Below are 26,927 nucleotides of genomic sequence, written 5' to 3'. Positions count from 1 at the left end.
CCAATAGCGTGACAGGTGACCCTACTCGGGCATGGCCGAATCCTCAAGTTCTCCGTCAGACTCGCCGCGGGTGCAGTCGATGATGGATCGCTTGGGGTTGTTGGGATCGCGCAGCAGCAGGGGCGCCAACCCCTCGTCATGCTTCTGCTCGTCGCCAAACTCGCTGCCGTAGGCGTTGTGGGTCAGCCGGCGGGCGTTGGCGATGGGAGTATCGACAAAGAGGGCGTGCACTTCGAAGCTGGAGGCTGGCACGATAAAACCGACCACCGGCAAGCCGTGCAGCTCCTCGTGCACCTTGTACCAGGCAAAGCCGTCGCTCACCTTGTAGGGGGTGTAGTTGGCCAATTGTAGATTGGCGGGCCTGCCCGTCTCATCCACATAGAGATCGGTAAATTCACAGGTCGCCAGCCCCTGCCACATCCGCTCGAATGGCGTCGCACAGCCTGTCAGTTGCAACCCGGCCAGCAGCACCAAGCCTCTCTTCCACATTCCCCGCCCCTTCTTGCAAAAATGAACCGGCGCTCAGTCAAACGCCCGCAGCCGCGTCACCAGCAGATCGATAAAGCCCGGACGATCCAGCCCCAACAATACCAGCGCATTGGCTGGCTTGCCGGTCAGACCATAACGATCCACCACCGTCATCCCCACGGTATGCTCCCCTCTGGTCTCGATATCGACCCGGCACTCGACCCCATGGAACAGCTCCGGAGCCAGCAACCAGGCAATGGTACAGGGGTCGTGGAGCGGTGCACCAGCAAATCCCCACTTGGGATCCCGGTGGTAGATCATGAAAAAGTCGAGCAGCCCGGCCACACACTGGGCCACCGGATTGGTGATGGCGCGTACCCGCTCGATATCCTCGTCCATCACCTGCGCCTCATGGGTCACATCGAGGCCGCACATGGTGATGGGGATGCCCGACTTAAAGACCATATCGGCTGCTTCCGGGTCCACATAAATATTGAATTCCGCCGCCGGCGTCCAGTTGCCGGCCCCTGCGGCGCCCCCCATCAATACGATGCAGGCAATCTTGGATTTGAGCTCGGGGTGAGCTGCCAGCAGCAGGGCGATATTGGTGAGCGGGCCGGTCGGCACCAGAGTCACGGGCTCCGGGCTCTCGCGCAGACATCTGGCCATCAGCTCGATCCCCGTCATCCCCTGCGGCGCAAAGGCGGGATCCGGCAGCTTGGGACCATCGAGGCCCGATTCGCCGTGAACGTTGTCGGCGATGATCAGCTCGCGGGCCAGCGGTTTCGGTGCCCCGGCCGCCACCGGAATATCGTCACGCCCCAGCAGGGTGAGGATGCGCAGGGCATTGTTGAGGGTCTTGTCCGGCGTCTGGTTGCCCGCGCTGGTGGTGACCGCCAGCACGTCAAGTTCAGGGCTGGCCAGCGCCAGAATGAGGGCGATGGCGTCGTCGTGGCCGGGATCACAATCGAGAATAACGGGCAGTGCCATGGGATGAGTCCTTACAACATAACAGGGAGCCATACCTTAACAAGCAAGCCTCGGATGAACTCGGGAGGGGGTCACAAAACGGGGCCTTGTTGCTGACCTGGGCGGTTTGCACAGCACACCGCCCCGCTCAACACGGCTCACTATCAAAAGTTTGCATGGCGTCATGCCGTTCATTTGCCGAGGCAGCGCACCGCCCATTCGCCCGGCCGCGCCGGTTCGGGTATGATCGTCCCCCGTTTCCAGCCCGTGTGCCCTATGTCTGTTATCGTCGACACCTTTATCGCCCCGCCCTGCAGTGCCGCCATCGAGATCCTGTTCGAGGATGAACACCTGCTGCTCATCAACAAGCCGAGCGGCCTACTGAGCCTGTCTGGCAAGAATCCGCAGAACCTCGACTCTGTGCATTATCGACTGGTGCAGGATTACCCCGGCTGCACCCTGGTGCACCGCCTCGATTTTGGTACCTCAGGTCTCATGGTGGTGGCCAGAAACAAGACCATCAATGCCCTGCTCTGCCAGCAGTTCAGCCAGCGGGCGGTGAGCAAGGCCTACAGCGCCCTGCTGTGTGGCCATCTGGTTGACAGCGAAGGGCTTATCGACGCCCCCATCGCCAAGGATCCGTCGATTTTCCCGCTGATGAAGATCTGCGCCGTCAGTGGCAAACCCGCTCGCTCCCGCTATCAGGTGATTGAGCGGCTGGCGCAGCAGATACAGGGGCAGACCGTGCCACTGACCCGGGTACGACTGGTGCCGGAGACCGGCCGCACCCATCAGCTGCGCATCCACAATCAGTTGCTAGGTCATCCCATCCTAGGTTGCGATCTCTATGGTGGCCTGCTTCCCCCCGGCTGCGAACAGGCGCCGCGGCTGATGCTGCACGCCAGCGAGCTGGATTTTGCTCATCCGGTGAGCGGCGAGCCGATGCAGATCCGCTGTGCCGCGCCTTTTTAGGAGCAATCAGTAGAGGCCGTCAGTAGATGGCAATAGACGCGAGTGCGGCGGGAATAGAGAAAGGCGTGACGCGAGAAGAAAAGGGACACACGGCGGATAAAGATAGGGGCCGTGCTTTCGCAACGGCCCCCACCCCCCACTCTTTGTGGTGCTATCAGATCAGCTTGCGGGCAGCGCCCAGTACGATCTTGATGGCATCAGATTCGGTCTTCGCCATGGTCTCGGCGTTCGGGATCTCTTGCTGGGTACGGTTGACGATAACGCCAGCCACCATACCGGCACGCAGGCCCTGGCTGGAGCACATGGTCAGCAGGGTTGCAGATTCCATCTCATAGTTCAGCACGCCCATGGCTTGCCACTCTTTCATGGAACCCTGGAAACGGCTCACTACGCGGCCGGATACGGTGTCGTAACGCTCCTGACCCGGGTAGAAGGTGTCAGAGGAGGCAGTCACACCGATGTGCAGCTTGGAGCCCATCTCTTTGGCGGTGTTCACCAGCGCTGTGGTGCAGTCGAAGTCGGCAACAGCCGGGAACTCCATCGGTGCGAAGTGCAGGCTGGCACCGTCGAGGCGCACGGAACCGGTGGTCACGATCACGTCACCCACATTCAGGTGCGGCTGGATGGCGCCGGTAGTGCCGATACGCAGGAAGGTGCGGATGCCCAGCTGGGCCAGCTCTTCTACCGCGATGGAGGTGGACGGGCCACCGATACCGGTAGAGCAGATGATCACGGCCTTGCCGTCCATCTCGCCGCGCCAGGTAGTGAATTCACGATGGCTGGCCAGGTGCACCGGGTTGTCCAACAGCTCTGCGATACGCTTCACGCGCTCGGGGTCACCGGGGACGATCGCCAGGGTGGCGCCTTGCAGATCCGCTTTCTTCAAACCCAAGTGAAATACATCAGACATAGTGGACTCCTGGTTGCCCCCTGCCAGCATGGTCAGGGCACAAGTTAAGATGATTCTTTATGATACTTTCAAGCCTTTACCCCCCTCTTCGGGGAGGCGCCAACTATGGTCGAAAGCGCTTTCCAATTCCTTGAAGCGCCTCACACTTCCACGCATTGACAGTGACAAACATTGCGCAAAACGTTTGCTAACTCAATGAAATAATTGACAAACGTTTTTCTGCAAATCGAGTCAGATGCGGGAAAGTCAAGTCTGGTTCAACGCTTAATTAACGACTCGTGATCGACCCCGTAAAGTTGTAAACAAGATGCTTTTGTATCCCTTTCTAGATGGTAGCCTAGCGCTCAACTACCACTTAATGGCTAACTATAGGAAGTCCATCATGGCTACATTCAAGTTCTATATTCCCGCTATCAACCTGATGGGTGCCGGCTGTCTGCAAGAGGCTGCCGCCGATATCAAGGGTTACGGCTATCGCAAGGCGCTGATCGTCACCGACAAGATCCTCAACCAGATCGGCGTGGTAACCAAGCTCACCACCCTGTTGGCTGAACATGGCATTGAAAGCGCTGTTTTCGATGAGACCAAACCCAACCCCACTACCAGCAACGTCGAAGCGGGTCTGGCGATGATCAAGGCCAACGGCTGTGATTGCGTCATCTCGCTGGGTGGCGGCTCGCCCCACGACTGCGCCAAGGGCATCGCGCTGGTGGCCGCCAACGGTGGCAGCATCAAGGATTACGAAGGGGTGGATCGCTCCGCCAAGCCACAGTTGCCGCTTATCGCCATCAACACCACCGCCGGTACCGCTTCCGAGATGACCCGCTTCTGCATCATCACCGACGAAGCGCGCCACGTGAAAATGGCCATCATCGACAAGCACGTTACCCCGCTGATGTCGGTCAACGATCCCGAGCTGATGCTGGCCAAGCCAGCCGGTCTCACCGCCGCCACCGGCATGGATGCCCTGACCCACGCCATCGAAGCCTATGTCTCCACCATCGCCACCCCGGTGACCGATGCCAGCGCCGTGATGGCCATCGAGCTGATTGCCAAGCACCTGCGCACCGCCGTTCACCATGGCGATGACCTGCATGCCCGCGAGCAGATGGCCTATGCCCAGTTCCTGGCCGGCATGGCCTTCAACAACGCAAGCCTGGGCTATGTGCACGCCATGGCCCACCAGCTGGGCGGTTTCTATGACCTGCCCCACGGTGTCTGCAACGCCGTGCTGCTGCCCCACGTTCAGGCGTTCAACGCCCAGGTGAGCGCGGCTCGTCTGAAGGATGTCGCCCGCTACATGGGGGTGGATGTGAGCGCCATGAACGACGAGCAGGGCGCCGCCGCTGCCATTGCCGCCATCAAGCAGCTGGCGCTGGATGTGAAGATCCCGGCCGGTCTGGAGCAACTCGGCGTCAAGGCCGATGACTTCGATACCCTGGCCAGCAACGCCCTGAAAGATGCCTGCGGCTTCACCAACCCGAAACAGGCGAGCCACGAAGAGATCGTCGCCATCTTCCGCGCGGCGATGTGACCCTGTTAACACCTTGAATAGCGAGGGGCCGATCAGGCCCCTCTTTGCATTATTTCGTCAACACGACATCGTTGATGGAGCTCGCCAACCGGGTCAGCACAGTACGAATATTGCTTTTGGTTGCTTTGAAGGCCAGGGAGCGATCACTGGCACACTGGGCCACGAAACGGGTATCCCCTTCGAACGCCACCGTATAGATCTGGATCCCCTTGCGTTTCATCTCCCGGCATAACAGCAACTGCTTGCGATCCCGCAATGCCGCTTCGGTCATGTGTTCCCCATCGGAAAACAGCACCATGATCTTGCGGTTATCCTGTAACCCATATCGGCGCGGCAAAGCTGCCGCCCCCTGCCGCCAGCGTCCCTGCCACTCTGGTGAAAGCAGCCGCCAACCCCACATCACCCCCTCTGCCGTGTTGGTATTGAATGCGGCATAGAGGGTATCAAGCGCCTGACGATAGTCGGCACGGGTCGCAAGATGAGGCTGGATCGGACTGACCCCGCAATCCGGATCATCGAAAATACCGAGCTTGTCACGGCGGTTTTCCAGATAGCGATCCAGCGGATTTTCTTTTGGCGCAAAGGCCAGCAAGGGCGTCCCATCGCCATAACGGGCAATGGGGGGAGGCTTGGTGCTGTAAAAAAGATGGGGCCTCAGTTCATCCCGCGGGGCCTGCTCCAGTTTACGGATCCAGCCGGGCGTGACCTCTGCCACCCGATCGATGCCATCAACATGTTCCGGCAATCTGGCACAGAATGCCTTGCGTTGACGCCCAGGCACCTCCCGCGACAACAGATTGAGCCAACCACGCTCCTCTGCAAGCGTCCGTAACCCGAAGGGAATTTCGATGCTTTCGGGATGAAACAGCTCGGGATGATCGCCGATATTGACCAGCCCGGTGGCGGGAATGATGCTGACCACCCGATCCTCATTGCGCCGCTCGCGACCAAACAACACCTCGCCAAACTCGACAAGGCCCTGCTTGATCGCCTTCATGGGTGCACCTGACATGGAATCGGAAATATCCAGCACCAGCGCGACTTCGATCCGGCTTCGTGCACTGCTGGCACGCGCAGCCGCCGCAATCGGCATCCCCTCCTCCTCTTCATCTATCGCCGAGAGATCCATCAGAGCGGGCACTTTTCCCTGCAAGATCACCTGCGCCCCCTGCTCTCCCTGGTTCAGGCGGGGAGTAGCCACCTGCAGGTTACGCCCGCTCAGATTGGCCTGCATCAGCGCCTGGGCATCTTGCAAGGCTGTGTCGCTATCTGCCGCAGAGTAGATGACTGCATCGGCAGCGGCGCTGAGCAGACTCTGGCCGTTGTAACCGCGCACCAGCTCGATGGCGACCCCGGTCAGCGCCAATACCCCGACCAGCATCAATGCGAATGCCGGAGATAAGCCGCCACGCTGTTCAGACAATAGTGGCATCAGTGAACCTCCTGAATAAAGTGGGTGGTCAACGCACGATCGCCCCACAGGCGGCGAAACATGCCCCCCCCGTCCACATCCGGGCGATAGCAGAGGGTCACCCGCATCAAGGTGCCAACCCGCAGCGGCGGCCAATTGCCCTGCCCGGCACAGCCACTTCCCTGCAACAGCGGCAACAGTTCACCACTGGCGCTGTTGTACTGCTCTATGGTCAACGCCGCTTGCCCACCATGCAGAGCCGCCAGTTGCTGCTGCACAAATCCTTGATAAAACGCCAGCTGGGAAACTGCCGCCGCATCCTGCGTGACCCCTTGCTGGGTCACTATCTGCGTCACGTTATAGGCCACATTGTGCAACCGCTGTTCAAGGCGCAGCAGTTGCAATGCCTCGTTGCCAAAACTGAGCAGGGCCAACAGCGCGGGGATAAACAACATCGCCTCGATGCTGATGCTCCCTCTGTTTTGTGCGGGTCGAGAGATGGTTCTGCTCATCCTGCACCACCTGCCGGCAACCGGTCAGTCAGCAACAACAAGGTGCTCTGATAACCCAGCTGGCGATCGGCCACCAGCCAGCTCGGGGTCAGCAGCAAACGGGGGCGAAGTCTGGCAGTCACCTCCAGCACGGGATCGGCAGGCGCACGGATGTCACTGCCCGGATCCAGCCCTCCCTCTTGTTGTCCCAACATGGCTGCAAGTGACACATGATGCCTGACAGTCACCTCCACCCCGGCCAATTCACCGTGCCCTTGCTTGAGTAACCGCTCCCGAATAGCGCCAGCCAAGGGGATCCGCCCGGCGGCCGACTCGGCCTGCAGCTCCCGCAATGCAGCGCGCAGGCCATACTCCAGGGTGCTGTATTGCAGCTGTATCCGCAGCACATCCACCACCAGCAACAACAACGCCAGCAGCAGTGGCAAGATGATCACCAGTTCGATGCTGGCCACGCCACGCTGATGATTCACACAGACTGCCCTTTGAGTTGCGCCTTGAGCAGCCGGATATCGTGTTCCAGCTGGCTGGCACTGAGAAAGCGCGACAGGATGAGGCGAGCCTGAGGTTCATTGCCCTCGGCCAGCAGCAGCAGGGCGTAGTTCATCTCCACCTGGGGTGGCAGGCTCTGATAATGCAGCAGCGGCTCGAAGGCCTGACGAGCTGCGACCCGGTTACCCTCCATCAACCAGCCCAATGCCAGATTGCCGCGATAGTCAGGCTCATCCGGAGCAGCGGCGACCGCCGCCTCAAACAGCGCTCGCCCTTTGGCGAACGCCCCCTGCCGCAGACTGGCTACCCCCAGCCCGTTGCTGAGCCGGGCCCGTGCCAACGGTGTCAGCTCCGGCAAAGCGAGTCCTTGACGATAAGCGGTTGCGGCCTCCTCCGTGCGCCCATCATCGAGCAGGAACTTGCCCAGATAATTGGCCGCCTCCGGTGCCTGCTTGCCAGCGCGGTCGAGCAGCTGTTGCAGGCCATCGCGTGCGGCCTGCTTTTTATCTTGCTGATAACGGGTTCGCGCCAGCATCAGCTGCGCCTCTTCCAGCGAGGCATCACTGCTCAAGAGCGCCAGATAGAGGCGTTCAGCCTTCTCATACTGGGCAGAATCAAAAGCGGCCTTGGCCACCGCCATGCCATTGCTCTGACTCTGCGCCGATGCATCACCATGGCTGCTGCATCCCGCCAGCAGAAGCAGCGAGATAAAAATGAGGTAATAGCTTGATTTCATATCCGATTCCATCACCTGCTCAACGCAGGCTGTTGATCAACAAATTGAGGGTGGGGGCAATGATCAGCACCAGCATGGGCAACATGATGAGCGCCATCTGGATGAGGGTGATCTTGCCCGGCAGGGAGCCTGCCTGCTCCTCCAGTGCCAGTCGTCGCATCTGGCGCGCCTCCTGACTGATGGTGCGCATGGTCTCGGCCAATGGCGACCCGTACTGCTGAGCCATTTGCAAGGTGTTGGCGAGACGATCCAGCTCGGGCAAGCCGGTCCGCCAGGCAAGCCGTGCCAGACAGCTGGCCTGATCGCCGCGCATCTGGATCTCGGCATGGGTACGCAAGAATTGCCGGGCAAGCCCCGGCTCCAGCGCCTCCAGATAGTGGCCCACTCGCAGCAACGCCCGATCCAGCGCAAGCCCCGCCTCGACACTGATCACCAGCAGGTCGATGGCATCAGGCACCACCTTCTGCTGAGCCGCCTTGACCTTGCGGGCCCGCCATTGCAGCCAGCGCTCCGGCAAACCGGCCCCTACTACATAGGCCATCAGTACCCACATCAGGGTGAATCCATCGGCCGGGGCAACCAGCAGGCGCCATGTCAGCACCATGATGGCCAACCCCAGCCCCCCCAGCAGCTTGGCCCCCCGTAACCGGTCAAAACCCTGGCTGGCAAAGACCCCGGCTTGCGCCAGTAACTGCTGCAAACGTGCCTGCTCGCGGCCGCCCACCGGATAACCGCGGCCGCACCACGCCAGCCACTCACGCCCCGGCACCTTTGCCGCGGCAAGAGTGGCATAACGGCGACACTGTTGTTGCCACTGTTGCTGTTGCCGGTAACCGTACCAGCCCGTCACTGCGGCAAGCGCAAGCGATAGCAGTGCCAATGCGAATAGTTGGGTAACAGCCATGACCTACCCCTGCAGACGCGTGAGCCGGCGGATAAGCCAGAGCCCCACCGCCACGCTGAATGAGACATACCCCATCACCCACTGGCCGCTGGCCGTGGTCATCAGATAGGTAAAGTGCTCCCGCCCGGTACTGAACAGCACCAGCAGGATGATGACAGGCAGAGCGGCCAATACCTTGGCAGAGTTGCGACTCTCGGCGGTGATGGTCTGGATGCTGGCCGCCAGGGTCTGACGGGCACGCAGGGTTTCGACCAGTTGTGCCAGCACGTCGGAGAGGCGACCACCGGTCTCTTGCTGCAGGCTGAGCACTATGGTCAGAAACTGGAACTCGGCCACCGTGACCCTGCTTGCCGCCTGTCGCATCACTTGCGCCACCGGTTGCCCCACCTGCAACTCGTCGTGCATCTGGGCAAACAGCCGTGAAATCAAGCCGCGCTGCTGCCGTGCCACTTGCAGGAAAATATCGGCCAGCGGCGCCCCCACCCGCAGCGCCCGGATCATCCCGTCAATCACCTCGGGCAGGCCGGTGCGAAACTGCTCCAGCGCCCGCTGTTGCAGCTGTTGATAGAGCAGCAGACCAAGCAGCAGTGCCCCGCCAACCGCCAGCAACAACGCCAGCCAAAGCGGCATGCCATTGGCGACCAGCAAGATGCAGGCAAGTGCGGCGCCTGCCGGCCCCTGCCAGCACCAGCGAGTCAGTTGTTCCTGACCCACCATGGTCACCATCTGCTGATACCACTGGGGCAAGGGACGCGCCGCCTCCCGGGACTCCGGTTGCCCGCCATAACGCTGGCTCTGTTGCAGCCAGGCGTCACGCCGACTCTGCCACTGCCAGAGCAGCAGACAGGCCGCCCCCCAGCCAAGGCAGACGGATAACAGCACACTCATGCGCCCTCCTCCCCATCTTCATCCATACACGCCAGCAACTCGGCTAGCAGGCCCGCCTGACGGGCCTTTTCTTGTACCCCGGCCGAGAGCGGATGGGCCATGAAGCGCCCCTGCAACTTGCCATGCAGCTCGGACTCCAGCACGAAACGAAACAACGGTTGCATCCTGATCTGGCCTCCCTCCAGCGCCGTGATTTCACTGATGGCAGTGATGCGGCGTTGACCATCGCGCATTCGCTCCAGTTGCACCACCAGATCCACCGCGCTGGCGATCTGGGCCTGAATGATCTGCTCGGAGAGGCGCTCAGCCCCCATCTGCAACATGTTGGTCAGGCGCAGCAGCGCATCTTCCGGGGTGTTGGCGTGCAGGGTGCAGAGTGAACCGTCATGGCCGGTGTTCATCGCCTGCAGCATGTCGAACGCCTCGGCGCCGCGCACTTCCCCCAAGATGATCCGGTCCGGTCGCATCCGCAGCGCATTTCGCACCAGCGCCCGCACGCTCACCTCCCCCTTGCCTTCGGCACTCTCGTTGCGCGTTTCCAGCGGTACCCAGTGCGGCTGCTCAAGAGAGAGCTCGGCGGCATCTTCAATGGTGATGATCCGCTCGTCGTCGTGGATGTGCTTGCTCAGGGCGTTGAGCAGGGTGGTCTTGCCCGACCCCGTCCCCCCCGAGATCAACACGTTGAAACGACTGCGAGCAGCCAGACCGAGAAAGCGGGCCATGGCGTCCGACAAGGCCCCTTTCTCCACCAGATGAGCCAACGTCAGGCGGCTACTCGGGAATTTGCGAATGGAGATGGAGGTACCGCACAGGGCAATAGGCGGTGCAATGACGTTGACCCGGCTGCCATCGGCCAGACGGGCATCCACCATGGGGGTAGACTCATCCACCCGCCGTCCCACCGCATTGACGATCCGCTGCGCCACATTGAACACATGCTGACGGTCGCGAAAGCGCACCCCCGATAACACCAGCTTGCCGTGCCGCTCCACATAGACCTTGTCCGGACCATTGACCAGAATGTCCGACACCTCGGGATCATCGAGCAGGGGTTGCAGCGGCCCGACCCCAACCATCTCGTCCACCAGTTGCCGCCCCAGCAGGAGCAACTCCTGACGGTTGTAAGGGAGCATGCGGCGGCTCGAGAGCTGATCGAGGGCATTGGCGACCCGCTCCAACAATGCATCACGGGGCAAGGTGGCTGCCACCGAGGGCTCCACCAGCTCGTAAAACGCCTCGCGCGCCGCCTCAGACATGGTCAGCAGCGCCCCTTGTACCGACGGCTGCCGATTGCTGGCTTGTCCAAACATCAGCGCAATCCTCCCCGGCGGCGTCCCGCAGGTTGAGTGCCAACCAGCTCGGCTGCCAGCCACTTGATTGCTCGGGCCAGTTTGCTTTTTTGCTTGATAAGCGCCATACCGGCCCGCTCGGCTCGCACAAAGGCGCCGTGGTCATAAGGCAATACGGCTGCATGAGGTTGACCACAGACCCGCTCCAGCTCTGCGGCGGGCACTCGCCCCTCCTTGCCGCGGCAATGGTTGCCTACCAGCAGGTGACGTTGAGCCTGCCCCCCTTTGGGCAAGTTCCCCAGCAGTCGCAATGCCCCCAGACTGAAATCGTGCAACCAGATCACCACATCTGCCTCTTGCAGCAAGGCGCGTAACCCATGGCTGCGCAGGTCCGGCACATCGATAATGAGGGTGCTGTAGTGCTCCGCCATCACATTGACCGCGGCCACCAGCTGCTCGGCGCCGAGCACCAGCTCAGCGCCCTCGTCATAGAAAAGGAACAACCGTGACCCGAGTTGATGAGCGGTGTGGGCCAGCAGGGTGCCATCTAACCGATCGGTCGCCTGCCACCACTGCTCGCCGGGCGGGGCATAGTCGCTGCCCAGCAAAATGGGGTGACGGCTGTGATAAAGATTGAGATCCAGCAGGGCCACCTGACGGTGATGCTGCTCTGCCAGCTCCAGTGCCAGATTGGTGCAGACGGTACTGGTGCCCACGCCACCCGCGGCCCCCACGACACAGATCACTCTCCCTTTACGCAAGGAGGTCACTAGCGGCACCCCCAGCAGACGCAGCAGACCTGCACGAAGTGCATCAGGATCCAGCGGCGCCGGGTAGTAATCATCCACCCCCACCGAGATCAACCAGCGAAACAGGGCAACATCCCCCCGCTCCCCCAGCAGCACCAGCCGCATCTGGGGTGGACAACATTCGGCAAGCGCCGCCAGATCGGCCGCCAGCGTCTGCTGATTTTCCACCTCCACCAGCAGGATATCGGGCGCACCGTGAGCCAGACAGTGCGCTCTGGCCTCCGCCAGAGAACCCATCAGTTGCAGGTGCTCCACATCGCTCAATCCGGCCATCACCCGCTCGACCCCGGCACTCAAGGCAGGCTGGCGCGTCACGGCCACCAGCCGTTTGGCTTGTTCACTCATGACTTACTCCCCGGTCGTCTGCTGTTTCTTGGCCGACTTGGCCTTGCCCTGATAGAGGCGCTGGACCGCGCCGGCATCGAGGCCGCTACCACTGCCGTCATAACGGGCACCACGAGCCCAGTGCTCGCCATGGCTTTGGGCACGATATTGATTGCGCAGCACCAGACAGGCGCTGGCAGGGGCTGACGCCCCGCCTCTGGCATAACGGCAGCTATCCGGCTGCAAGGTGGCATGGAGTTGCACCTGATAGTCACCTTGCCCGGTCGGGGTGAAGATGAGCCGGGTATCGAGCGCCAGCCACTGAGCCAGCTGCTGGCGCAGCGCCTCCGGCGTTGGCGCATGGCTTGCTGGCTGCGGCCCGCTGATCTGCAGCGTGACGGTGCCCGCCTCCAGCCGATTGGCCAAGGGGGCCAGTTGCCATTGCAACTGCTGTTGCAACTGCGACGGGGCAACCCGGAATTGCAACTGATCCTTGAGAGGGGAAGCCGGAGGTGGAGTGGTACAAGCCAGTAGCGGCAACGTCATGGCCAGTAACAGCGTCTCTTTCAACATGGTCATCCTCCTCAGTAGCTGTAGCCATAGTTGCCGAACAGGCGGGTTGTCTGCGCCGCCGGCGATTGGGTTGACCCCATGTCGGTGAAGAACAGTCGCTCGAAGCGACTCGGAGCCCGATAGTGATCCAGCGGCGTCGACAAGGAGAGGGGATCGCTGGTGGGCTGCACCAGACGGGCGGTGGCGATGATCACCAGCTCGCTCTCCTGATTTTTGAAGCTGTTGCTGCCAAAGAAGGGGGCCAACCCGGGGATCTCTCCCAGGAAGGGCAGCGCTTCGTTATTCTGGTTGCGATGGCTGCGCACCAAACCTGCCAGCGCAAAGCTCTGGCCGTCAGCCAGCTCGATGGTGGTGGTGGTACGACGCGTCTCGATGCCCGGTACCACGACCCCGGCAATGGTGACGCTGTTCTCCCGGCTCAGGGTCGATACTTCCGGGGAGACCGTCAGGCTGATGCGATTGTTGTCCAGCAGGGTCGGCGTCAGCTCCAGCGAGATGCCGAACTTCTTGAACTCAATCTCGGGCCCGTTATCCCCGTTGCCAACCGGAAAGGGGAACTCACCGCCGGACATAAAGGTCGCAGCCTCTCCCGATTTGGCCGTCAGGTTGGGCTCGGCCAGTACATTGACCAGGCTGTTTTCCACCAGCGCATCGATGATGGCGTTGATGTAGACCACATCTTTCTTGCCGGTCCAGCTGCCTCGCTCCAGCGGCTTAGGGAAACGGTTACCCGGCGAGACACCCAACTGCAGATACTCACCCATCGCGCTCCAGCGCAGCCCCAGCTGTTCACTGGTAGTACGCTGCATCTCGACGATGCGCACCGATATGTTGATTTGATCCGATCCGGCCAGTCGCAGCTGGTTGATGACATTGGCGTACTGACCGCTGCCCCCACCGGCGACAGCGGCACCTTCATCTTGGTTACCCGCCGGAGGCGAAGGGGCCATCACTGTACTCTGGGCGACGGATTGCGGTTGCAGTCCCTTGGCAAAGCCTTCCACCATGCTGAGGATTTCGTGCGCCTGCAGCGGGCTGGTCACCTCTCCTGCCACTACGATGGCACCGCCCGACTCGCTAAAGGTGAGTCGACTCTGGGGGAAATGCTGACGGGCCAGCTGTTCAAGCGGTGCGAGATCAGCGGCTACGGTTACCCGATAGTGACCCAGGGTTCGGCCATCGAGGGCGGTCACCACCAGATCGGTGTTGCCCACCTTGCGGCCATAGATCAGCAACTGCTGATCAGAGGGACTGTGCACTCTGACCAGCTCCGAATTGGCCACAAAGGCATCCAGCACAGGTTCATCAAAATTGAGCAGGGTGGATTGCTCGGGAGTGAGCGTCAGGCTCTCGGCGGCTGCGGCCCAGAGCGGCAGCATGGCGAGCAATATGGCAAATGTTCGCAACATCATTTCCTTTCTGTGTTGATTAGGGTTGACGGGTTCGGTCGTTACCGTCGCCATAACTGATCTTGACCCCATGACCTGGAATGGCTCTCGGGTTCTGGCCGCGAGCGACCTGTTCAGCCCATATCAGACTCCCCTCCGGCAGCGCCATCGCAGGGCTGCCCGCCGGTGCGCTCTGTGCCGAACGCAGTACCAGAGCCAGCTCTCCCAAGCGATGTGCCAGCAACAAGCGTGCTGCCGCCCGAGGGGGCAACTCGAAGGTCACGGCGACCTGGTCGAAGTTATCCTGTGCCGCAGGATTGCCGTTGAGCGCGGCGATATCGGTCACCTGGGCATCGATGGCCAGCAGTTTGATATCGGTCAGAATGATCTCGGCCGACTGATTGCTGGTTACCTCTGCCCCTTGGGCATTGTGCTGACGCGCATGCTTGCTGGTGAGGATCACATCCACCCGGTTACCGGGCCGGACCAGGCCGTGGCTGGCCGCCTCCCTCCCCAACGCCAGGGTCACCGCTCGCATGCCCGGCGCCATCATGGCGGAGAGATAGTGACTCTGCTCGGGACGAACCAAATCATCGGCAGAGACTATCTGGCCCGCCTCCAGCGTGCGGGTCACCAGACTCCCCTTAAGGGCCTTGGTATCGGTAAAACCAAACAGAAAGAGACCCGGCAGGTTCCTCTCTTCGGCTTCGGGAAGGGCTTGCCAGCCCAGATCTTCGGGATGGATGAAAGAACCGGCCTGTACCCGATGGGCGGCAACCAGCACTTGGGCCACCCGATCCGGCGTCAACGATTCTGCTGGCGCATCCCGTGGGGATGCAGCGCTCTGCGGCGCAGGTTCAGCTGGCCACAAGGTAGCCAGCATCGCCGCCAGCACCAGCAGTGCAGCGATAAGCAAAAAGAGTTTCTTCATAAGGTGTGACTACATAAATAGAGGTGTGGTCAGAGCTGTCGCCCAGAGGATGACAACCCCATAAGGCACAGTAGTTGGATTGGGTGAAGGGCGCAGGCGGCTATGGATCAAACACACCAGGCTGAGCAGACCACCGGAGAACGCCATCAACAGCAATAATTCGGGCCATTGCTCGCCAGCCCCATAGAGGCAGACCGCCAGCAACTTACTGTCCCCGGCGCCACACCAGCCTCGGTGATAGGCAACCAGCCCCAACAGCAAGGTCAGTATGGCCAACACCAGTGACAGCGGATTGAACGGCAACAACCAGCCAACCCAGAGGGCCAGTACCAGCACCGCAAGATTGGGGATCCGCCGTTCGAACAGATCACTGACCAGACACCAGCAGACCATCAGTATGGCGAGCCATTGCCCCCACGCCATCACTTGCCAGCCGCGCCCATATTCAACCCGGCAACGATAGCGGTGAACTTCTCTTTCAACGCCGTGATGAAGATCCCGTCCGAGCCAAATATGGCCAGGATCCCGGCCGCCAACCCGGCAGCCAGGATGCCGTACTCAATGGCCGTGGCACCGCTTTCATCCTTCAGGTAGTCACGAAGGTAATCCCAAACTCGCATCGTCATTTTTTGTCCCTGTTTTTTTATGCCTGAAATTAAACAACGACAGGATGATATTGAGATCACAAACGAGAATCAATATCATTATCACCAAATGAAATAATTCGCAGAGTGAATTTGCAAATTTAACGAAGTTAACAGCAAAAGCATCTGCAATGAGTTTCATATGCGAGCTAAAAACCGGACTTGGCAGATTAATAATCTAAACAACAATAACGGAGTCGAACGTGTTCAGGACAACGAAACCACTGCTATTGCTCCTTTGCTGCGCCACATTACTGGCATGCAAGGCAGAGCTGGGCAGCCCCGAGCAGGCGGGAAATAACGCAAGCAACAGCGGAGGAAGCGGTAGCAACCAGCAACCCACCACACCGGATAGCGGAAGTGGCAACAACCCGGGCACAGCTGGAGGTACTGCCAGCGGAGGAAGCACCAGCAGTAGCAGCGGAGGGAGCTCAGGTAGCGGCTCGGGAACAACGTCACCAGACCAATCGGGCCAACCAACAACGGGGACAACACAGCCCGCCCCACCCACCTCGCTGGATCTGGCCGGCGCACTGCCGTTGACTCACGACCAGGGTGGGCAATTTGATATTCAGCTCTGTGCTGACAAGGTCTGCGTCACCCAGAGCGCTCAGGCTGATGGCAGTTTCGGCTTCAAACTGAAATTGAGCCAATGGCCACAAGACAAGGCGCTGCACCTTGTCGCCAGCCACCGTCAGAACAGCGCGCTATCCCTCAGCAGTGAATTGCCTACGCTGACACAACTGCTCAAACAGGATCAAAACGGGGATGGCATCATCACCGAGCAAGAGAGTCCTCGTCTGCACCTTTCCCCCATGCCGCTGGCATATCAGAGCATCATGGCGGCGCTGCAAAAGCAGGAGGGAAAACAGGATGTCTCTGGCCAGCTCTTCAGTGACCCTCATCTCAATCACCGTTTTGCCCGAGATCTCACCGCCTTGCTGCAGTTAACCATGAACGGCGATATGCCGAACCCGGCCCGGCAGCTCGGTGAGTTGGCAACTGCACTGGTCAACCAGCAACAGTCCAACCCGACATCCACCCTGTTTGAACACCTGACGACAGTGGCCACCAGCCAAGGCACAACATTACCTGACGACGCCGAAGCCCGGCTGAACGATGCCCTCACTGCCATGGAGAAACTGGATACCCGCACAGCGACCTACCAGCTGCTCACCACCTTCTACCCACAGCGCAAACTGACCTTGCTGGGACAATTCCCCTCTCGTCTGAGCGAAGCATCGGTATCGGTAGAGATCGGTGCCAAACCCAACCACGATGGGCTCAATGCCCACTATTTCAAACCCGAACGCCCCATTCGGCCACAACGGCTTGCGGTAATGGCCCAGAGTGGTCAGATGCAAGAGTCTCTTCCCATCAAGCAGGGCAACCAGTACAGCATCACTCTCACGCTCGCTGACCTCAACAACAGCTTCGCCAGTTGCAAACCGGGCAGCAGCGAGACCAGTGATGACCTGATGGAAGACACCCTTACCCTGGTGGTACAGGATGCCAAGAGTGAGGTGGAACTGCGCTCGGTGCTTGGCTCTTTCTGCGAGCTGGTCAAGCGCGATGAAAATCGCGATAGCATGCTCGGTGCCAACGAATATCCGCGCCTCAATGTGGGCTATACCACCACGGCGCAGTGGGCTCTGCTGCTCAAAACCACACTCAGTGCCGGCATGGGCTCTTTCCTGGACTGGCAAGCCTGGACCCTGGCTGAGCTGGATCAAAAACTCAAGGCACTACCGAGGCATCAGGTTGAGCTACTGGCAGCCATGGTTGCCCTGCAGGCCGAGGGGGAGCTCTGGCAGCAACCTGTCAACCTGATCGAGGGCACTGATTTTCGCCAGCAACTGCTGAGCTGGCTGGAGATCAACATGGCCAATGAATATTCAACCGTGTCCCGCAACAATCAGATACCGGACCTGTTCAAACTGGAAACCACCATCGCCGAAAATAGCGGGCTGGGCCCCCTGTTGAATGCCAATCCAGACAAGAACATCTCCCATATCATCAAGGCGGCGGCCGGTCTGATCCGCAACTCGGAAAGCGATGCTCTTCTCTATCCCGGAACCAGCACAGCGGGTAGCTGGCTCACCCCCTACCCCAACAGCCCCATATCCCCCGCCTGTCAGCGCGAGGTGTTGTCAGATCAAGTGATCGGCCTGGCTATTCTGGGTCAGGGCCGTGATCAGGATGGCAGCCACTGGGTCACCCTCGGCTGGCAACCCCAGGAGGGAGTGAGTCAGTATCGAATTGGCTGGGGGAAAACCCCGTTTGAACATATTGAAAACGCCGAACAGCAAAACATCAGCCAGCAGACTCGCATCACCCTCAAGGGTCTCCCTCACTATCAGGACTACCAGATAAGAGTGATGAGCGAGGGTGGCACCATCAGTGCCCCACTGACCTACCGAGCCGGGCAGTTGCATGTGGCCGATACCCGTATCACCCACAGCATGGGGCTAGATGATGGCAAGCGTGGCCGGGACCTGGATAGCCGCTGCGATCCCTTGAGTGGACAAGCGGTCAACAGCAATCTGGATGGAGTGCTCGGCGCTCGCTACATCAAGCTGGACAACCGGGGAGAACCGCTGCCACGCCAGGATCTCTCCTACAAACAGATGCCGTTTGCCTGCGTGGCCGACGCCCTGAGTGGGCTGGTGTGGGAGACCAAGGTACAACACAAGGATGGCGAATCTTCCCTGCACGATGACAAAAGCCTGTTTGCCTATGACGATATCCAGAGCAACAACGCCTTCAACGGCAGCTGCTATGACCCGCAAAGTGGTGCTCTGGCCAGTGACCGCAGCCGCTGCAACCTGAAACGCCAGATAAGCCAGGTCAACCAGAGCAAGCTATGCGGCCTCTCCAACTGGCGCGCCCCCAGCCAGCAGGAGTTCTACGGCATCATGACCCTGACCCGGGATAACCCCATTGCCCTCGACACCCGCTACTTCCCGCTCTATTCAGGTTTGCAATACACCTATGGCAAATGGCAGGAGCTGGAGGGGATCTTCTACGGCTTCTGGACCTCGGATGTGATGCCGGTCAGTCGCCCCATCGGCACCTGGGACAAAGATGACGGGGGGCCAGATGCTTACAAGGTTCGCCCGGATAAATATCTACGCGGCGGCATTGCCCGCCAGTATCAACCCCACTACGTCATGCTGGTGAGCGATGGCTTCAAGGTCACAGGAGAATAAAATGCACCACTCTCTCTTCCCCTTATTGCTTGCTGCCGTCCTGTTGCCGGCAGCAAGCCAGGCCCGTGAATGCCTGCCTGGCTATCAGGACGATGGTACCCGTTTCGTTAGCGAACTGATCGACACGGCCGAAGGCAAGCTGCAGGTGGTCAACGACAGAGCCACCGGTCTGCAGTGGCTCTACTGCCCCTACGGTCAACAAGTCAGTGGTAATGGCTCTGGCTGCGAGGGCATGCCTGAGGTGATCAACAGCAGAGCAAGCCAGAACGACAACCCATTGATGACCATCATCATGCAGGCCAACGACCGGCTTGGCTCCCCTGCACACCCTTGGCGGGCCCCAGACATCAAGGAACTGTTTACCCTCTACAACCCTCAGTGCCAACCTGCTACCTACAGCGCAGTGGGCTTTCCAGACCCTCAGCTGGCCGCAGACACTGAAGCTCTCAAACAGCGTGCGTGCGAAGCCAGATTTGATGCGCTGACCGAAGAGCAAACACAGGCTTGCAACAAGCTAGCCGAGCAAAGCAATACCTTAACCATGCTCAAGTTTATTTCTGACAGTTCCTCCGGGGATGGATACAACTACCTTGAGTTCGCACCATCACATGAAGTGTTTAATGACGGCCGTTATGGTGCACCTATGCTTAGGCTCGTCAGGCCAATCCCTAGCCACAGTGAATGATGCAGTGCAGGCCAAAGGGAGGTAACTCCCTTTGGCTATTTTTGCCTTGGCTTTTTACTTCCGCCAAGGGAGTAGGTATGATTCGGCCAGCGTAAAAAGACTTGAATGGATGATCTGAACTCGATATGCGGATGAAACACCTGATTGCCGCGGCTTTGACCGCCCTCACCCTCTCCGGTTGCAGCTTGGTCTATCGTATCGATATTCCCCAGGGCAACTATGTGGAACAAAAACAGGTCGACAAACTGCGCCAGGGGATGACCCGCGAGCAGGTCAGCTATGTACTGGGAACCCCCATGTTGCGTGACGGCTTTGACCCCAACACCTGGTACTACCTCTATGAATTCCAGCCGGGCCACGGCGACAAGGAGCGCAAAGAGCTCACCGTCACCTTCGCCAACGACAGGCTGACCACAGTGACGGGTGACTTCCCGCTGCCAGCAGCTTTCAATACCCCGCTCTGATATCCCGCAAAACCGGCCTCGCGCCGGTTTTGTTTTATCCAGCCCCGCGTAATTCATCCAACCCGACAACACTGAGTCATTTCTCCCCATTGCAGCTGCTCGCAAATTGCCTGATGCTGATGAACAGCCACCATGGCATCAACACCATCGAATGACACAGGGAGAATCCCCATGAGCCGGATCCTGATTGCCGGAGCCAGCGGCCTGATCGGTCGCGAACTGGTGCAGCAACTGCCTGCCGAACATGAACTGACCCTGCTCTGTCGCAAGCCGGGCAAGGAGGCGCACCACTGGCTGCCGGTCAATTTTGATGATCTGGCCAGCGTCACCCTCTCCCGCCCGGTCGATATCGCCTTCTGTGCCCTCGGCACCACCCGCAAGGAGGCGGGCTCTGCCGAGGCGTTTCGCCGGGTCGATCTCGACTATGTGGTCGCCTTTGCCGATCTGGCCCGCCGCCACAGTTGTCAACGGCTCATCGTGGTCTCGAGCATGGGGGCCAGTGCATCGTCCCCGGCTCTCTATCCGCGAACCAAGGGGGAGATGGAGCAGGCCCTGCTGGCCCAATCCTGGCCACGGCTCGCCATCGTACGGCCCGCTATGCTGCTCGGGGATCGCCAGCCACCGCGCCTCTCCGAGCAGATCTTTCAGACCATCTACCCGCTGTTTCGGCCACTGCTGGTGGGCAAGCTCGCCCGCTGGCGCGCCATCGAGGCCCGTCAGGTGGCCCGCGCCATGATCGCCCTCTCGAAACTGCCCGCCGGGTGCGAGATTGTCGAGAACGAGCAACTGCTGGCCCTCTGAACTAGGCCTTCCCTACTACTTACGCACAGTGCTGCAAAAACAGAGCCGCAAAAACAGCAGGGCAAGCCAACCGGCTTGCCCTTTGTTTATCTGTTGGCGAGGTTCCTAACCACCCTGGCCACTATCGGTGGTCAGGAAGAGTGCCATCAACCGCGAATATGGTCGATAAAGGCGTCGATCTGCGCGCGAGTGCAGGCAGGGTTCATAAATACCGCCTTCTCCCCGGCGATGTAGGAGTACTTGCCGCGGGCGTCATAGTCGGAGTGGGCCACCGCCTCCACCCAGTTGGTGTAGAGCCCCACCTTGCCGCGCCCCTTGAACAGGCCGCGGTGGTAATCGGTGTTGCGCTGCAAGCGCGCCTTGTAGGCAGGGTCGCTGGAGCGGGCCAGCTCGAAGGCGAACTCGGCCTCCGGATCGCTCACCCACTCGGGGTTGTAGATCTTGAAGCCGACGCTCGGCCCCTGATTCTCCTGCGCCACCAGCTTGACGTTGCCCAGCTGGCTTAACCGGAAGCGGAAGTAGTTGGCATTTTGCAGGCAGTGGGCCAACACGGTGCGATACCCCTCCACCCCCATATAGTTGAGCGCCGCATAGGCACCGAACAGACCACTCGCGCCACGAGAGCACTCGATGGTGGATTGCAGGTGGGTCTGGCCCTGAATGTCCCGCTCGAAGTAGGAGAAGTTCTCCGGGTCATTCTCCATCGCCTTGAGGTCATCCTGCTCCTTGATCATCACCAGACTGGAGGTGTAGGGCACATAGCCCCACTTCTGGAAGTCGACGGTGAAGGAGTCGGCATATTTCAGCTCGGCAAAGCGTGCCACGTTGCGCTCGATCCCCGCCAGAGTGGCGCTGTTGATGGCGAGCGGGTTGGCGGCAAAGTCGTAACCCAGGAAAAAGATCATCGACCAGCCGATGGCGGCATCGACGTGGATATGGGGCTTGACTGTCACCTCGAACTGCTCGCAGAGGCGATTGCGCAGCTCGAACACGGGTTTCACCTGATCCACCCCGAAGGTGTCGGTGGTGCCCATGGTGAGCATGATGGTCGGCACCACGTGTTTCAGGGCAAAACAGGCGGTCAGGGTGCGCTCGAGGTGGTCGAGATCGATGTCGTTGTTCTCGCCGACCTGAATGCGGATGGTCTTGTTCTCGATGTCGACCCCGAGCAGGGAGAGGTTGGTGATGTTGGAGTAATGCCCCCCCTGAGAGTTGATGATGCGGTAATCCTGATAGTGACCGAGCCCCTTGTGCTTGGCCTCCGGCAAAGTTTTGCGAATGCCGAGCAGGTAGCCGTAGAGGTTACAGAAGGTCCCCCCCTGGGTGAAGATGCCGGTGGCGCGCTCGGGATCATAGCCTGCCAGCAGCGCAATCTGGCGCACCACCTTCTTCTCCAGCTCCTCGGCCACTCCGGCATATTCGGAGTAGACCAGATTGGGGTTGGCCAAAATGCCCAGCTGGGCGCCATAGATAGCGGGATCCGCCGACATGGTGATGACATTCTCGACGCTGGAGGGGTTCTCCCAATCCTTCGACAGCGCGGCGGCAAACAGCAACTCGGCCATCGGCTCGTCCGGGGTGCGCATGGTGGCGGGCACCGGCATGGTCTCGCAGAGATCGGCCAGGCGGGCACGGCCATCAGGCCAGGCATTCAGGCGGGCATCGGGGGCCAGGCCACGGGCCCGAAATTCGTTGAGGGTGGCAAATCCGGGTTCGCGAAAAACCGGCCAGAGATCGGGATTGCGCGAGAAAAAGTTGGCTTTGACGGTGGCGATACGGGCGGAGAAATCGGGATGGACGGCATTGACGCTTTCGTCTTGCAAATAAACTAAGTCACTCATTTTTATACCATTAGTACAGCAAATGTGCGGCCGTTATACCCCTGTACCAGCGGGGCCGACAGTGACAATATCTAATGGCCTACCCTACTTTTTGTCATGTATCAGCCATCACAAGGGCTGGCAAAAAGGCGCCTTTGAGGCGCCTCTTTATATTTCGTGATCTTGCTCCCATACTGGCTGACAGAGTCCTTACTACCAGACCACCATCAGCGCAGCGTCCCCCTCAACGCAGGGATGCCAACAGCCACTCGGAAAACTCCGCCAGCTCACTCTGCTGTTGCGGAAAGGCCGCCAGCCAGGGCTGCAGGCGCGCGGAAACCGCCTCCGGTCGATAGCCGCAACCCGCCAGTTCGGCCGCCAGCAGATCAAACGGGGCCGGCTCCAGAGTATCGCTAAAGAGCTGCGCCCGGGTGATGCCCCCCTTCTCCACATCAAAGTGCAACTCCACCCCGCCCCAACTGAACCGCTCCTCCAGCAGATGGCTGAACGCCGGGGCATGGCCATAGTTCCACTCCCAGCTGCGCTGACGGGCGAAGGTCTCGGCAAAACCGGGCAGATCCGGCATCTGCACCGGGGAGATATACTCGGGCTCAACTCGCGCACCGTAATGGTGGAAGAAGGCCTCCTGCAGCGCCTTGCTCACCTGTTGATGGTTGATCCCCGGTAGCAGTTCGCACAGATTGGCCACCCGACCGCGCACCGAGGTGATCCCCTTGGCTGCCAGCTTCTTGGGGTCGGGGTTGAGGTAGTTGGCGAGCCGACCGAGATCGGCGTCCAGCAGCAGGGTGCCGTGGTGGAATCCGCGATCCAGAGTCTCCCGATAGGCCGACCCCGATACCTTGCGCTCCCCGTCCGGGGTCGCCACCAGCAGATCGTTGCGACCGGAGGCAAGCGCCTCGATCCCCAATCGCTTGAGCCCGTCCAGCACGATGGCGGTGGAGACGCTCTTGTCATACTCCGGCTTGCCCGCCATGAAGGTGAAGCAGCTGTTGCCAAGATCGTGGAACACGGCGCCACCGCCACTGCTGCGGCGCGCCAGGGTCACCCCATCCTCCTCCATGCGGCGGGTGTTGCACTCCTTCCACGGGTTCTGGGCTCGGCCAATCACCACGGTATTGGCGTTTCGCCAAAGGAACAGCACCCGTTGACGGGGATCCATCTGGCGGAAGATGCACTCCTCAACGGCCAGATTGAACAGGGGATCGTGAGAGTCGGAGACAAGCAGACGCAAGCGGGACATAAAAAGACCTTATCCGGAACTGGGGGCAGCATGATAACACTGACGGGGTACCATCACTGAGTCGTCGCACATTAACCGGTGCGCAGCAGCCGCGACACATTTGCGTCACACCTGACCGTCCCATAAAAGTATCTATTGATATAACGACACAGCTTGACGTGCAACCACGGAAAAAATGCAGTCAAGCCACAATGACAACGATAAAAACGGGAAAAAGTGGCTAGAATGCGACCACTTAGATAGGCCATATGACTCTCTTATTGGTCACATAACTTGCAAAAAAGCGGCATGTATCCATCCCGTGTGATGAACGACACAAAAATGACTTTCCAACCCCCCTATACCCCATTGCAAACGCCTTTTCTCCCCTTGCAGGTGACACAAAATTGCTTGAATCTAGCCTAGACATCGCTCCCGAGAGAAACGTTGTATGACGGAGAACGCAGCCCCCCGCCAGCCCCTCAGCTGGTTTATGCCAATGCTGGTCGGTATGGTCATCGCGACCCTGGCCTCTCCCCCCGTGCGAGCCGGCGAGCAGGTCATCGTCCAGTTGCCGTGGCAACACCAGTTCCAGTTTGCCGGTTACTACGCAGCCATCGCCAAAGGGTTTTATCGGGAGGCCGGTCTGCATGTCACCCTGCGCGAAGCGGACTCCCGCACCGATGTGGTCAGCGAGGTGATCTCGGGAAAGGCCCATTTTGGCATCAGCGGCAGTGATCTGCTGCTGGATCGGGCTGCCGGTCGTCCGGTGGTGGTGCTCGCCGCCCTGCTGCAGCACTCGCCGCTGATCCTGCTCACGCTGGATCGGCCAGATATTCGCAACCCGGCCGATCTGGCCAACAAGCGACTGATGCTGGAGCCTGGCTCCAACGAGCTGCTGACCTACCTTTCTCACCAGACCCGCAGCCGCAACTGGGTCACCCTCCCCTACAAACAGGGGATACAGGCACTGCTGGCGGGCAAGGTGGATGCCATCAGCGCCTACAGCACTACCGAGCCCTTCTATCTGCAGCAAAGAGGCATCCCCTATCGGGTCTTCAGCCCGCGCACCATCGACTTTGACTTCTACGGCGACAACCTCTTTACCTCCGAGCGGGAGCTGATCACCCGACAGGATCGGGTCTACGCCTTCCAGCAGGCCAGCCTCAAGGGGTGGCGCTATGCGATGGACCACCCTGAAGAGATGATCAACCTCATCATGGAGCAGTACCCGACCGGGGCTGGCCGTGAACAGCTGGAGTTCGAAGCTCGCGAAACCAGAGAGCTGATGCAGCCAGATCTGATCGAACCCGGCTACATGCAGCAGGAGCGCTGGCTGCAGATCGCCAAAACCTATCTGGAAGCGGGCATGCTCACGGTATTGCCCAACCTCGACCGCTTTATCTACGACCCGGCGCAGGAGAGGCTGCGCCAGCAACGGCTGCTGCTCGACAAGAGCGTGGCGGTTGCCATGCTCATCACCTTTACCCTGATGACCCTGCTCGGCATCTTCTTGCACCTCTATCTGCGGCTACGTGAGGAGGCGCGGGATCGCCAGCGGCTGACCCGTGAACTGGCCCAGAGCGAGCAACACTATCGCTTCGTGGCGGAGAACAGCGCCGATGTGATCTGGACCATGGATGCCGCCAGCTTGCGCTTTCGCTACGTCAGCCCGGCCATCACTCCTCTGAGCGGCTACGAGGCCCCCGAGCTGTTTGCCCTGCCCCTCAAACAGCTGCTGCCGGATGCCTCAAGGCAACTGCTGCGCGAGGAGATCTCTGCCACTCTGGAGGCCTGGCAGCGGGGAGAACATGACCAGACCCGCCGGGTCATTCGCACCCAGCTGCGCCACAAGGATGGCCATCTGGTGGCGACCGAGACCATCACCACCCTCCATGGCAACCACAATGCCCAGCCGGAGGCGATCCTCGGGGTCACCCGGGATATCACCGAGCGGGCAGCACGGGAGGAGATGATGCTCCGCCTCGCCTTCTACGACCCCCTCACCGGGCTGCCCAATCGCCGCTTGCTGCAGCAACGGCTCAAGGAGCTGATGGAGCAGGAGACGCCCCGTCCGCTGGCATTGATGTTTATCGATCTCGATCACTTCAAGCCGATCAACGACACCTTCGGCCATGAGACCGGGGATATTCTGCTCAATATGGTGGCCAAGCGGATGAGCCACTGCGTGCGCAAACAGGATCTGGTGGCACGGCTGGGGGGCGACGAGTTCGTTATCTTGCTGCCGGAGAGTGGCGACGAAGTGCTGGCGGTGGCCGACAAGCTGCACCAGCAGCTGCGCCATCCGTTCCAGCTGGAGGGGCAGGAGCTGCTCATCTCCAGCAGTATCGGGCTGGCGCTCTATCCCGAGCACGGGGAGGATGCCAAAACCCTGATGCACCACGCCGATCAGGCCATGTATCAGGCGAAGAATCGCGGCCGCGGCCGGGTCTGCCTCTTTACCGAAGGCCTTGATCCCGAGCAGGGCGCCCTGCTGTGGCAACCCGGCCACGAGTGCGGTCACCCGCGCATCGATGCCGAGCATCGCCAGCTCTTCGTATTGACCAACCGGCTGCTGGAGCGGATGAAAGATCAGCACGAGGATCCGGCCCCGTTTCTGGAGAGTCTGGAGAGCCTGTTCGACATGGCCCGCCACCACTTCGCCTTTGAAGAGCAGATGCTGGCGGAGATCGACTATCGGGAACTCGTCAGCCATCGTCAGGATCACCAGCGCCTGCTCAACAAGGCAGGCCAGCTGCTGCACACAGCCAAAGCGGGGACGCTGGGCAACGACGAGCTGCTCAACTTCATCATTCAGGAGCTGGTGGTCGGCCACATGAGTCAGGCGGATCGCCGCTACTTCCCCCTGTTCAGATCTGAGCGCAGCCTGTCGGTTGCAGAGGTGGTCACCTAGTCCCCCTCTGCTCAGACCCCAGCGTAACGCGCCTCTTGCGAAA

The 26,927-nt window shown here is 60.3% G+C and carries 25 protein-coding genes; 7 read left to right on the top strand and 18 right to left on the bottom strand.

Translation table 11 applies throughout. From position 1 onward, the window contains the following. Positions 1-21 precede the first annotated feature (21 nt). Together OKB77_RS03085 and rihA are read right to left on the bottom strand one after the other, a co-directional pair. Positions 22-489, bottom strand: coding sequence for a hypothetical protein (locus OKB77_RS03085; protein WP_005337958.1), 468 nt, complete (start codon positions 487-489; stop codon positions 22-24). 33 nt (positions 490-522) lie between these two features. After that, positions 523-1,458: a pyrimidine-specific ribonucleoside hydrolase RihA gene (gene rihA, locus OKB77_RS03080; protein ID WP_201951716.1), complete on the bottom strand. Its 936-nt coding sequence runs from the start codon at positions 1,456-1,458 to the stop codon at positions 523-525. A gap of 222 nt (positions 1,459-1,680) precedes the next feature. On the opposite strand from rihA, the gene OKB77_RS03075 reads away from it, so the two are divergent. After that, positions 1,681-2,409 (top strand): RluA family pseudouridine synthase, encoded by a 729-nt coding sequence (locus OKB77_RS03075; protein ID WP_201951719.1) that lies wholly within the window; start codon positions 1,681-1,683, stop codon positions 2,407-2,409. A 154-nt stretch (positions 2,410-2,563) separates the two neighbouring features. On the opposite strand, the gene udp is transcribed toward OKB77_RS03075, so the two are convergent. Next, complete coding sequence (gene udp / locus OKB77_RS03070; protein WP_005337975.1) at positions 2,564-3,319, bottom strand: uridine phosphorylase; 756 nt, start codon at positions 3,317-3,319, stop codon at positions 2,564-2,566. Positions 3,320-3,701: 382 nt separating this feature from the next. Here udp and yiaY point away from each other — a divergent pair, with 382 nt between their 5' ends. Further along, positions 3,702-4,853, top strand: a complete 1,152-nt coding sequence (gene yiaY / locus OKB77_RS03065; protein WP_100654129.1) for an L-threonine dehydrogenase — start codon at positions 3,702-3,704, stop codon at positions 4,851-4,853. A gap of 49 nt (positions 4,854-4,902) precedes the next feature. Here the strand turns inward: yiaY and OKB77_RS03060 are convergent, their stop codons facing one another. Genes OKB77_RS03060 through OKB77_RS03000 form a run of 13 tightly spaced genes read right to left on the bottom strand, consistent with a single transcriptional unit; the run spans position 4,903 to position 15,733 of the window. Continuing rightward, a complete protein-coding gene (locus OKB77_RS03060) occupies positions 4,903-6,285 on the bottom strand; it encodes a vWA domain-containing protein (RefSeq protein WP_201951722.1) in 1,383 nt (460 codons plus the stop codon). Further along, positions 6,285-6,776, bottom strand: a complete 492-nt coding sequence (locus OKB77_RS03055; protein ID WP_184232358.1) for a pilus assembly protein FlpK — start codon at positions 6,774-6,776, stop codon at positions 6,285-6,287. The genes OKB77_RS03060 and OKB77_RS03055 overlap by 1 nt, the downstream gene beginning before the upstream one ends. Further along, positions 6,773-7,246 (bottom strand): TadE/TadG family type IV pilus assembly protein, encoded by a 474-nt coding sequence (locus tag OKB77_RS03050; RefSeq protein ID WP_216948294.1) that lies wholly within the window; start codon positions 7,244-7,246, stop codon positions 6,773-6,775. Before OKB77_RS03050 ends, OKB77_RS03055 begins: the two co-directional genes overlap by 4 nt. After that, positions 7,243-8,001 carry a tetratricopeptide repeat protein gene (locus OKB77_RS03045; RefSeq protein WP_201951726.1) on the bottom strand — a complete coding sequence of 253 codons (759 nt, stop codon included), beginning with the start codon at positions 7,999-8,001 and terminating at the stop codon, positions 7,243-7,245. Before OKB77_RS03045 ends, OKB77_RS03050 begins: the two co-directional genes overlap by 4 nt. Positions 8,002-8,020: 19 nt before the next feature. After that, positions 8,021-8,905: a type II secretion system F family protein gene (locus tag OKB77_RS03040; RefSeq protein ID WP_201951728.1), complete on the bottom strand. Its 885-nt coding sequence runs from the start codon at positions 8,903-8,905 to the stop codon at positions 8,021-8,023. A 3-nt stretch (positions 8,906-8,908) separates the two neighbouring features. After that, a complete protein-coding gene (locus OKB77_RS03035) occupies positions 8,909-9,793 on the bottom strand; it encodes a type II secretion system F family protein (RefSeq protein ID WP_201951737.1) in 885 nt (294 codons plus the stop codon). Further along, positions 9,790-11,103, bottom strand: a complete 1,314-nt coding sequence (locus tag OKB77_RS03030; RefSeq protein ID WP_201951739.1) for a CpaF family protein — start codon at positions 11,101-11,103, stop codon at positions 9,790-9,792. The genes OKB77_RS03035 and OKB77_RS03030 overlap by 4 nt, the downstream gene beginning before the upstream one ends. Then, positions 11,103-12,236: an AAA family ATPase gene (locus tag OKB77_RS03025; RefSeq protein WP_201951741.1), complete on the bottom strand. Its 1,134-nt coding sequence runs from the start codon at positions 12,234-12,236 to the stop codon at positions 11,103-11,105. Before OKB77_RS03025 ends, OKB77_RS03030 begins: the two co-directional genes overlap by 1 nt. Positions 12,237-12,239: 3 nt before the next feature. Then, positions 12,240-12,788: a pilus assembly protein FlpD gene (locus OKB77_RS03020; protein ID WP_201951744.1), complete on the bottom strand. Its 549-nt coding sequence runs from the start codon at positions 12,786-12,788 to the stop codon at positions 12,240-12,242. Positions 12,789-12,799: 11 nt separating this feature from the next. Beyond that, positions 12,800-14,197 carry a type II and III secretion system protein family protein gene (locus OKB77_RS03015; RefSeq protein WP_201952291.1) on the bottom strand — a complete coding sequence of 466 codons (1,398 nt, stop codon included), beginning with the start codon at positions 14,195-14,197 and terminating at the stop codon, positions 12,800-12,802. A gap of 19 nt (positions 14,198-14,216) precedes the next feature. Beyond that, positions 14,217-15,107: a Flp pilus assembly protein CpaB gene (cpaB, locus tag OKB77_RS03010; protein ID WP_201951747.1), complete on the bottom strand. Its 891-nt coding sequence runs from the start codon at positions 15,105-15,107 to the stop codon at positions 14,217-14,219. Between the two features lie 9 nt (positions 15,108-15,116). Continuing rightward, positions 15,117-15,530: a prepilin peptidase gene (locus OKB77_RS03005; protein WP_180342881.1), complete on the bottom strand. Its 414-nt coding sequence runs from the start codon at positions 15,528-15,530 to the stop codon at positions 15,117-15,119. Continuing rightward, positions 15,530-15,733 carry a Flp family type IVb pilin gene (locus OKB77_RS03000; RefSeq protein ID WP_139406266.1) on the bottom strand — a complete coding sequence of 68 codons (204 nt, stop codon included), beginning with the start codon at positions 15,731-15,733 and terminating at the stop codon, positions 15,530-15,532. Before OKB77_RS03000 ends, OKB77_RS03005 begins: the two co-directional genes overlap by 1 nt. Positions 15,734-16,290: 557 nt before the next feature. Between OKB77_RS03000 and OKB77_RS02995 the strand changes: the two genes are divergently transcribed. The 4 genes from OKB77_RS02995 (at position 16,291) to OKB77_RS02980 (ending at position 20,910) form a co-directional block, all read left to right on the top strand. Continuing rightward, entirely contained in the window at positions 16,291-18,960 is a 2,670-nt protein-coding gene (locus OKB77_RS02995; protein ID WP_234922454.1) for a DUF1566 domain-containing protein, read from the top strand. A 1-nt stretch (position 18,961) separates the two neighbouring features. Continuing rightward, entirely contained in the window at positions 18,962-19,645 is a 684-nt protein-coding gene (locus tag OKB77_RS02990) for a DUF1566 domain-containing protein (protein WP_201951754.1), read from the top strand. Between the two features lie 125 nt (positions 19,646-19,770). Further along, positions 19,771-20,109, top strand: coding sequence for an outer membrane protein assembly factor BamE (gene bamE / locus OKB77_RS02985; RefSeq protein ID WP_005337980.1), 339 nt, complete (start codon positions 19,771-19,773; stop codon positions 20,107-20,109). A gap of 171 nt (positions 20,110-20,280) precedes the next feature. Then, positions 20,281-20,910: an NAD(P)H-binding protein gene (locus OKB77_RS02980; protein WP_201951759.1), complete on the top strand. Its 630-nt coding sequence runs from the start codon at positions 20,281-20,283 to the stop codon at positions 20,908-20,910. Positions 20,911-21,056: 146 nt separating this feature from the next. Here the strand turns inward: OKB77_RS02980 and OKB77_RS02975 are convergent, their stop codons facing one another. Together OKB77_RS02975 and OKB77_RS02970 are read right to left on the bottom strand one after the other, a co-directional pair. After that, positions 21,057-22,751: a pyridoxal phosphate-dependent decarboxylase family protein gene (locus OKB77_RS02975; protein WP_201951763.1), complete on the bottom strand. Its 1,695-nt coding sequence runs from the start codon at positions 22,749-22,751 to the stop codon at positions 21,057-21,059. Between the two features lie 223 nt (positions 22,752-22,974). Then, positions 22,975-23,991 carry a lipoate--protein ligase A gene (locus tag OKB77_RS02970; RefSeq protein ID WP_201951766.1) on the bottom strand — a complete coding sequence of 339 codons (1,017 nt, stop codon included), beginning with the start codon at positions 23,989-23,991 and terminating at the stop codon, positions 22,975-22,977. A 430-nt stretch (positions 23,992-24,421) separates the two neighbouring features. On the opposite strand from OKB77_RS02970, the gene OKB77_RS02965 reads away from it, so the two are divergent. Next, entirely contained in the window at positions 24,422-26,884 is a 2,463-nt protein-coding gene (locus OKB77_RS02965; protein WP_201951781.1) for a diguanylate cyclase domain-containing protein, read from the top strand. Positions 26,885-26,927: the final 43 nt, after the last annotated feature.

It is taken from the genome of Aeromonas sp. Y318-3, from assembly GCF_027706185.1.
GTDB classification, from domain to species: Bacteria; Pseudomonadota; Gammaproteobacteria; order Enterobacterales; family Aeromonadaceae; genus Aeromonas; species Aeromonas veronii.
The sequence above is the reverse complement of the archived record's forward strand: the minus strand, read 5'-3'. Positions and strand labels throughout refer to the sequence as shown.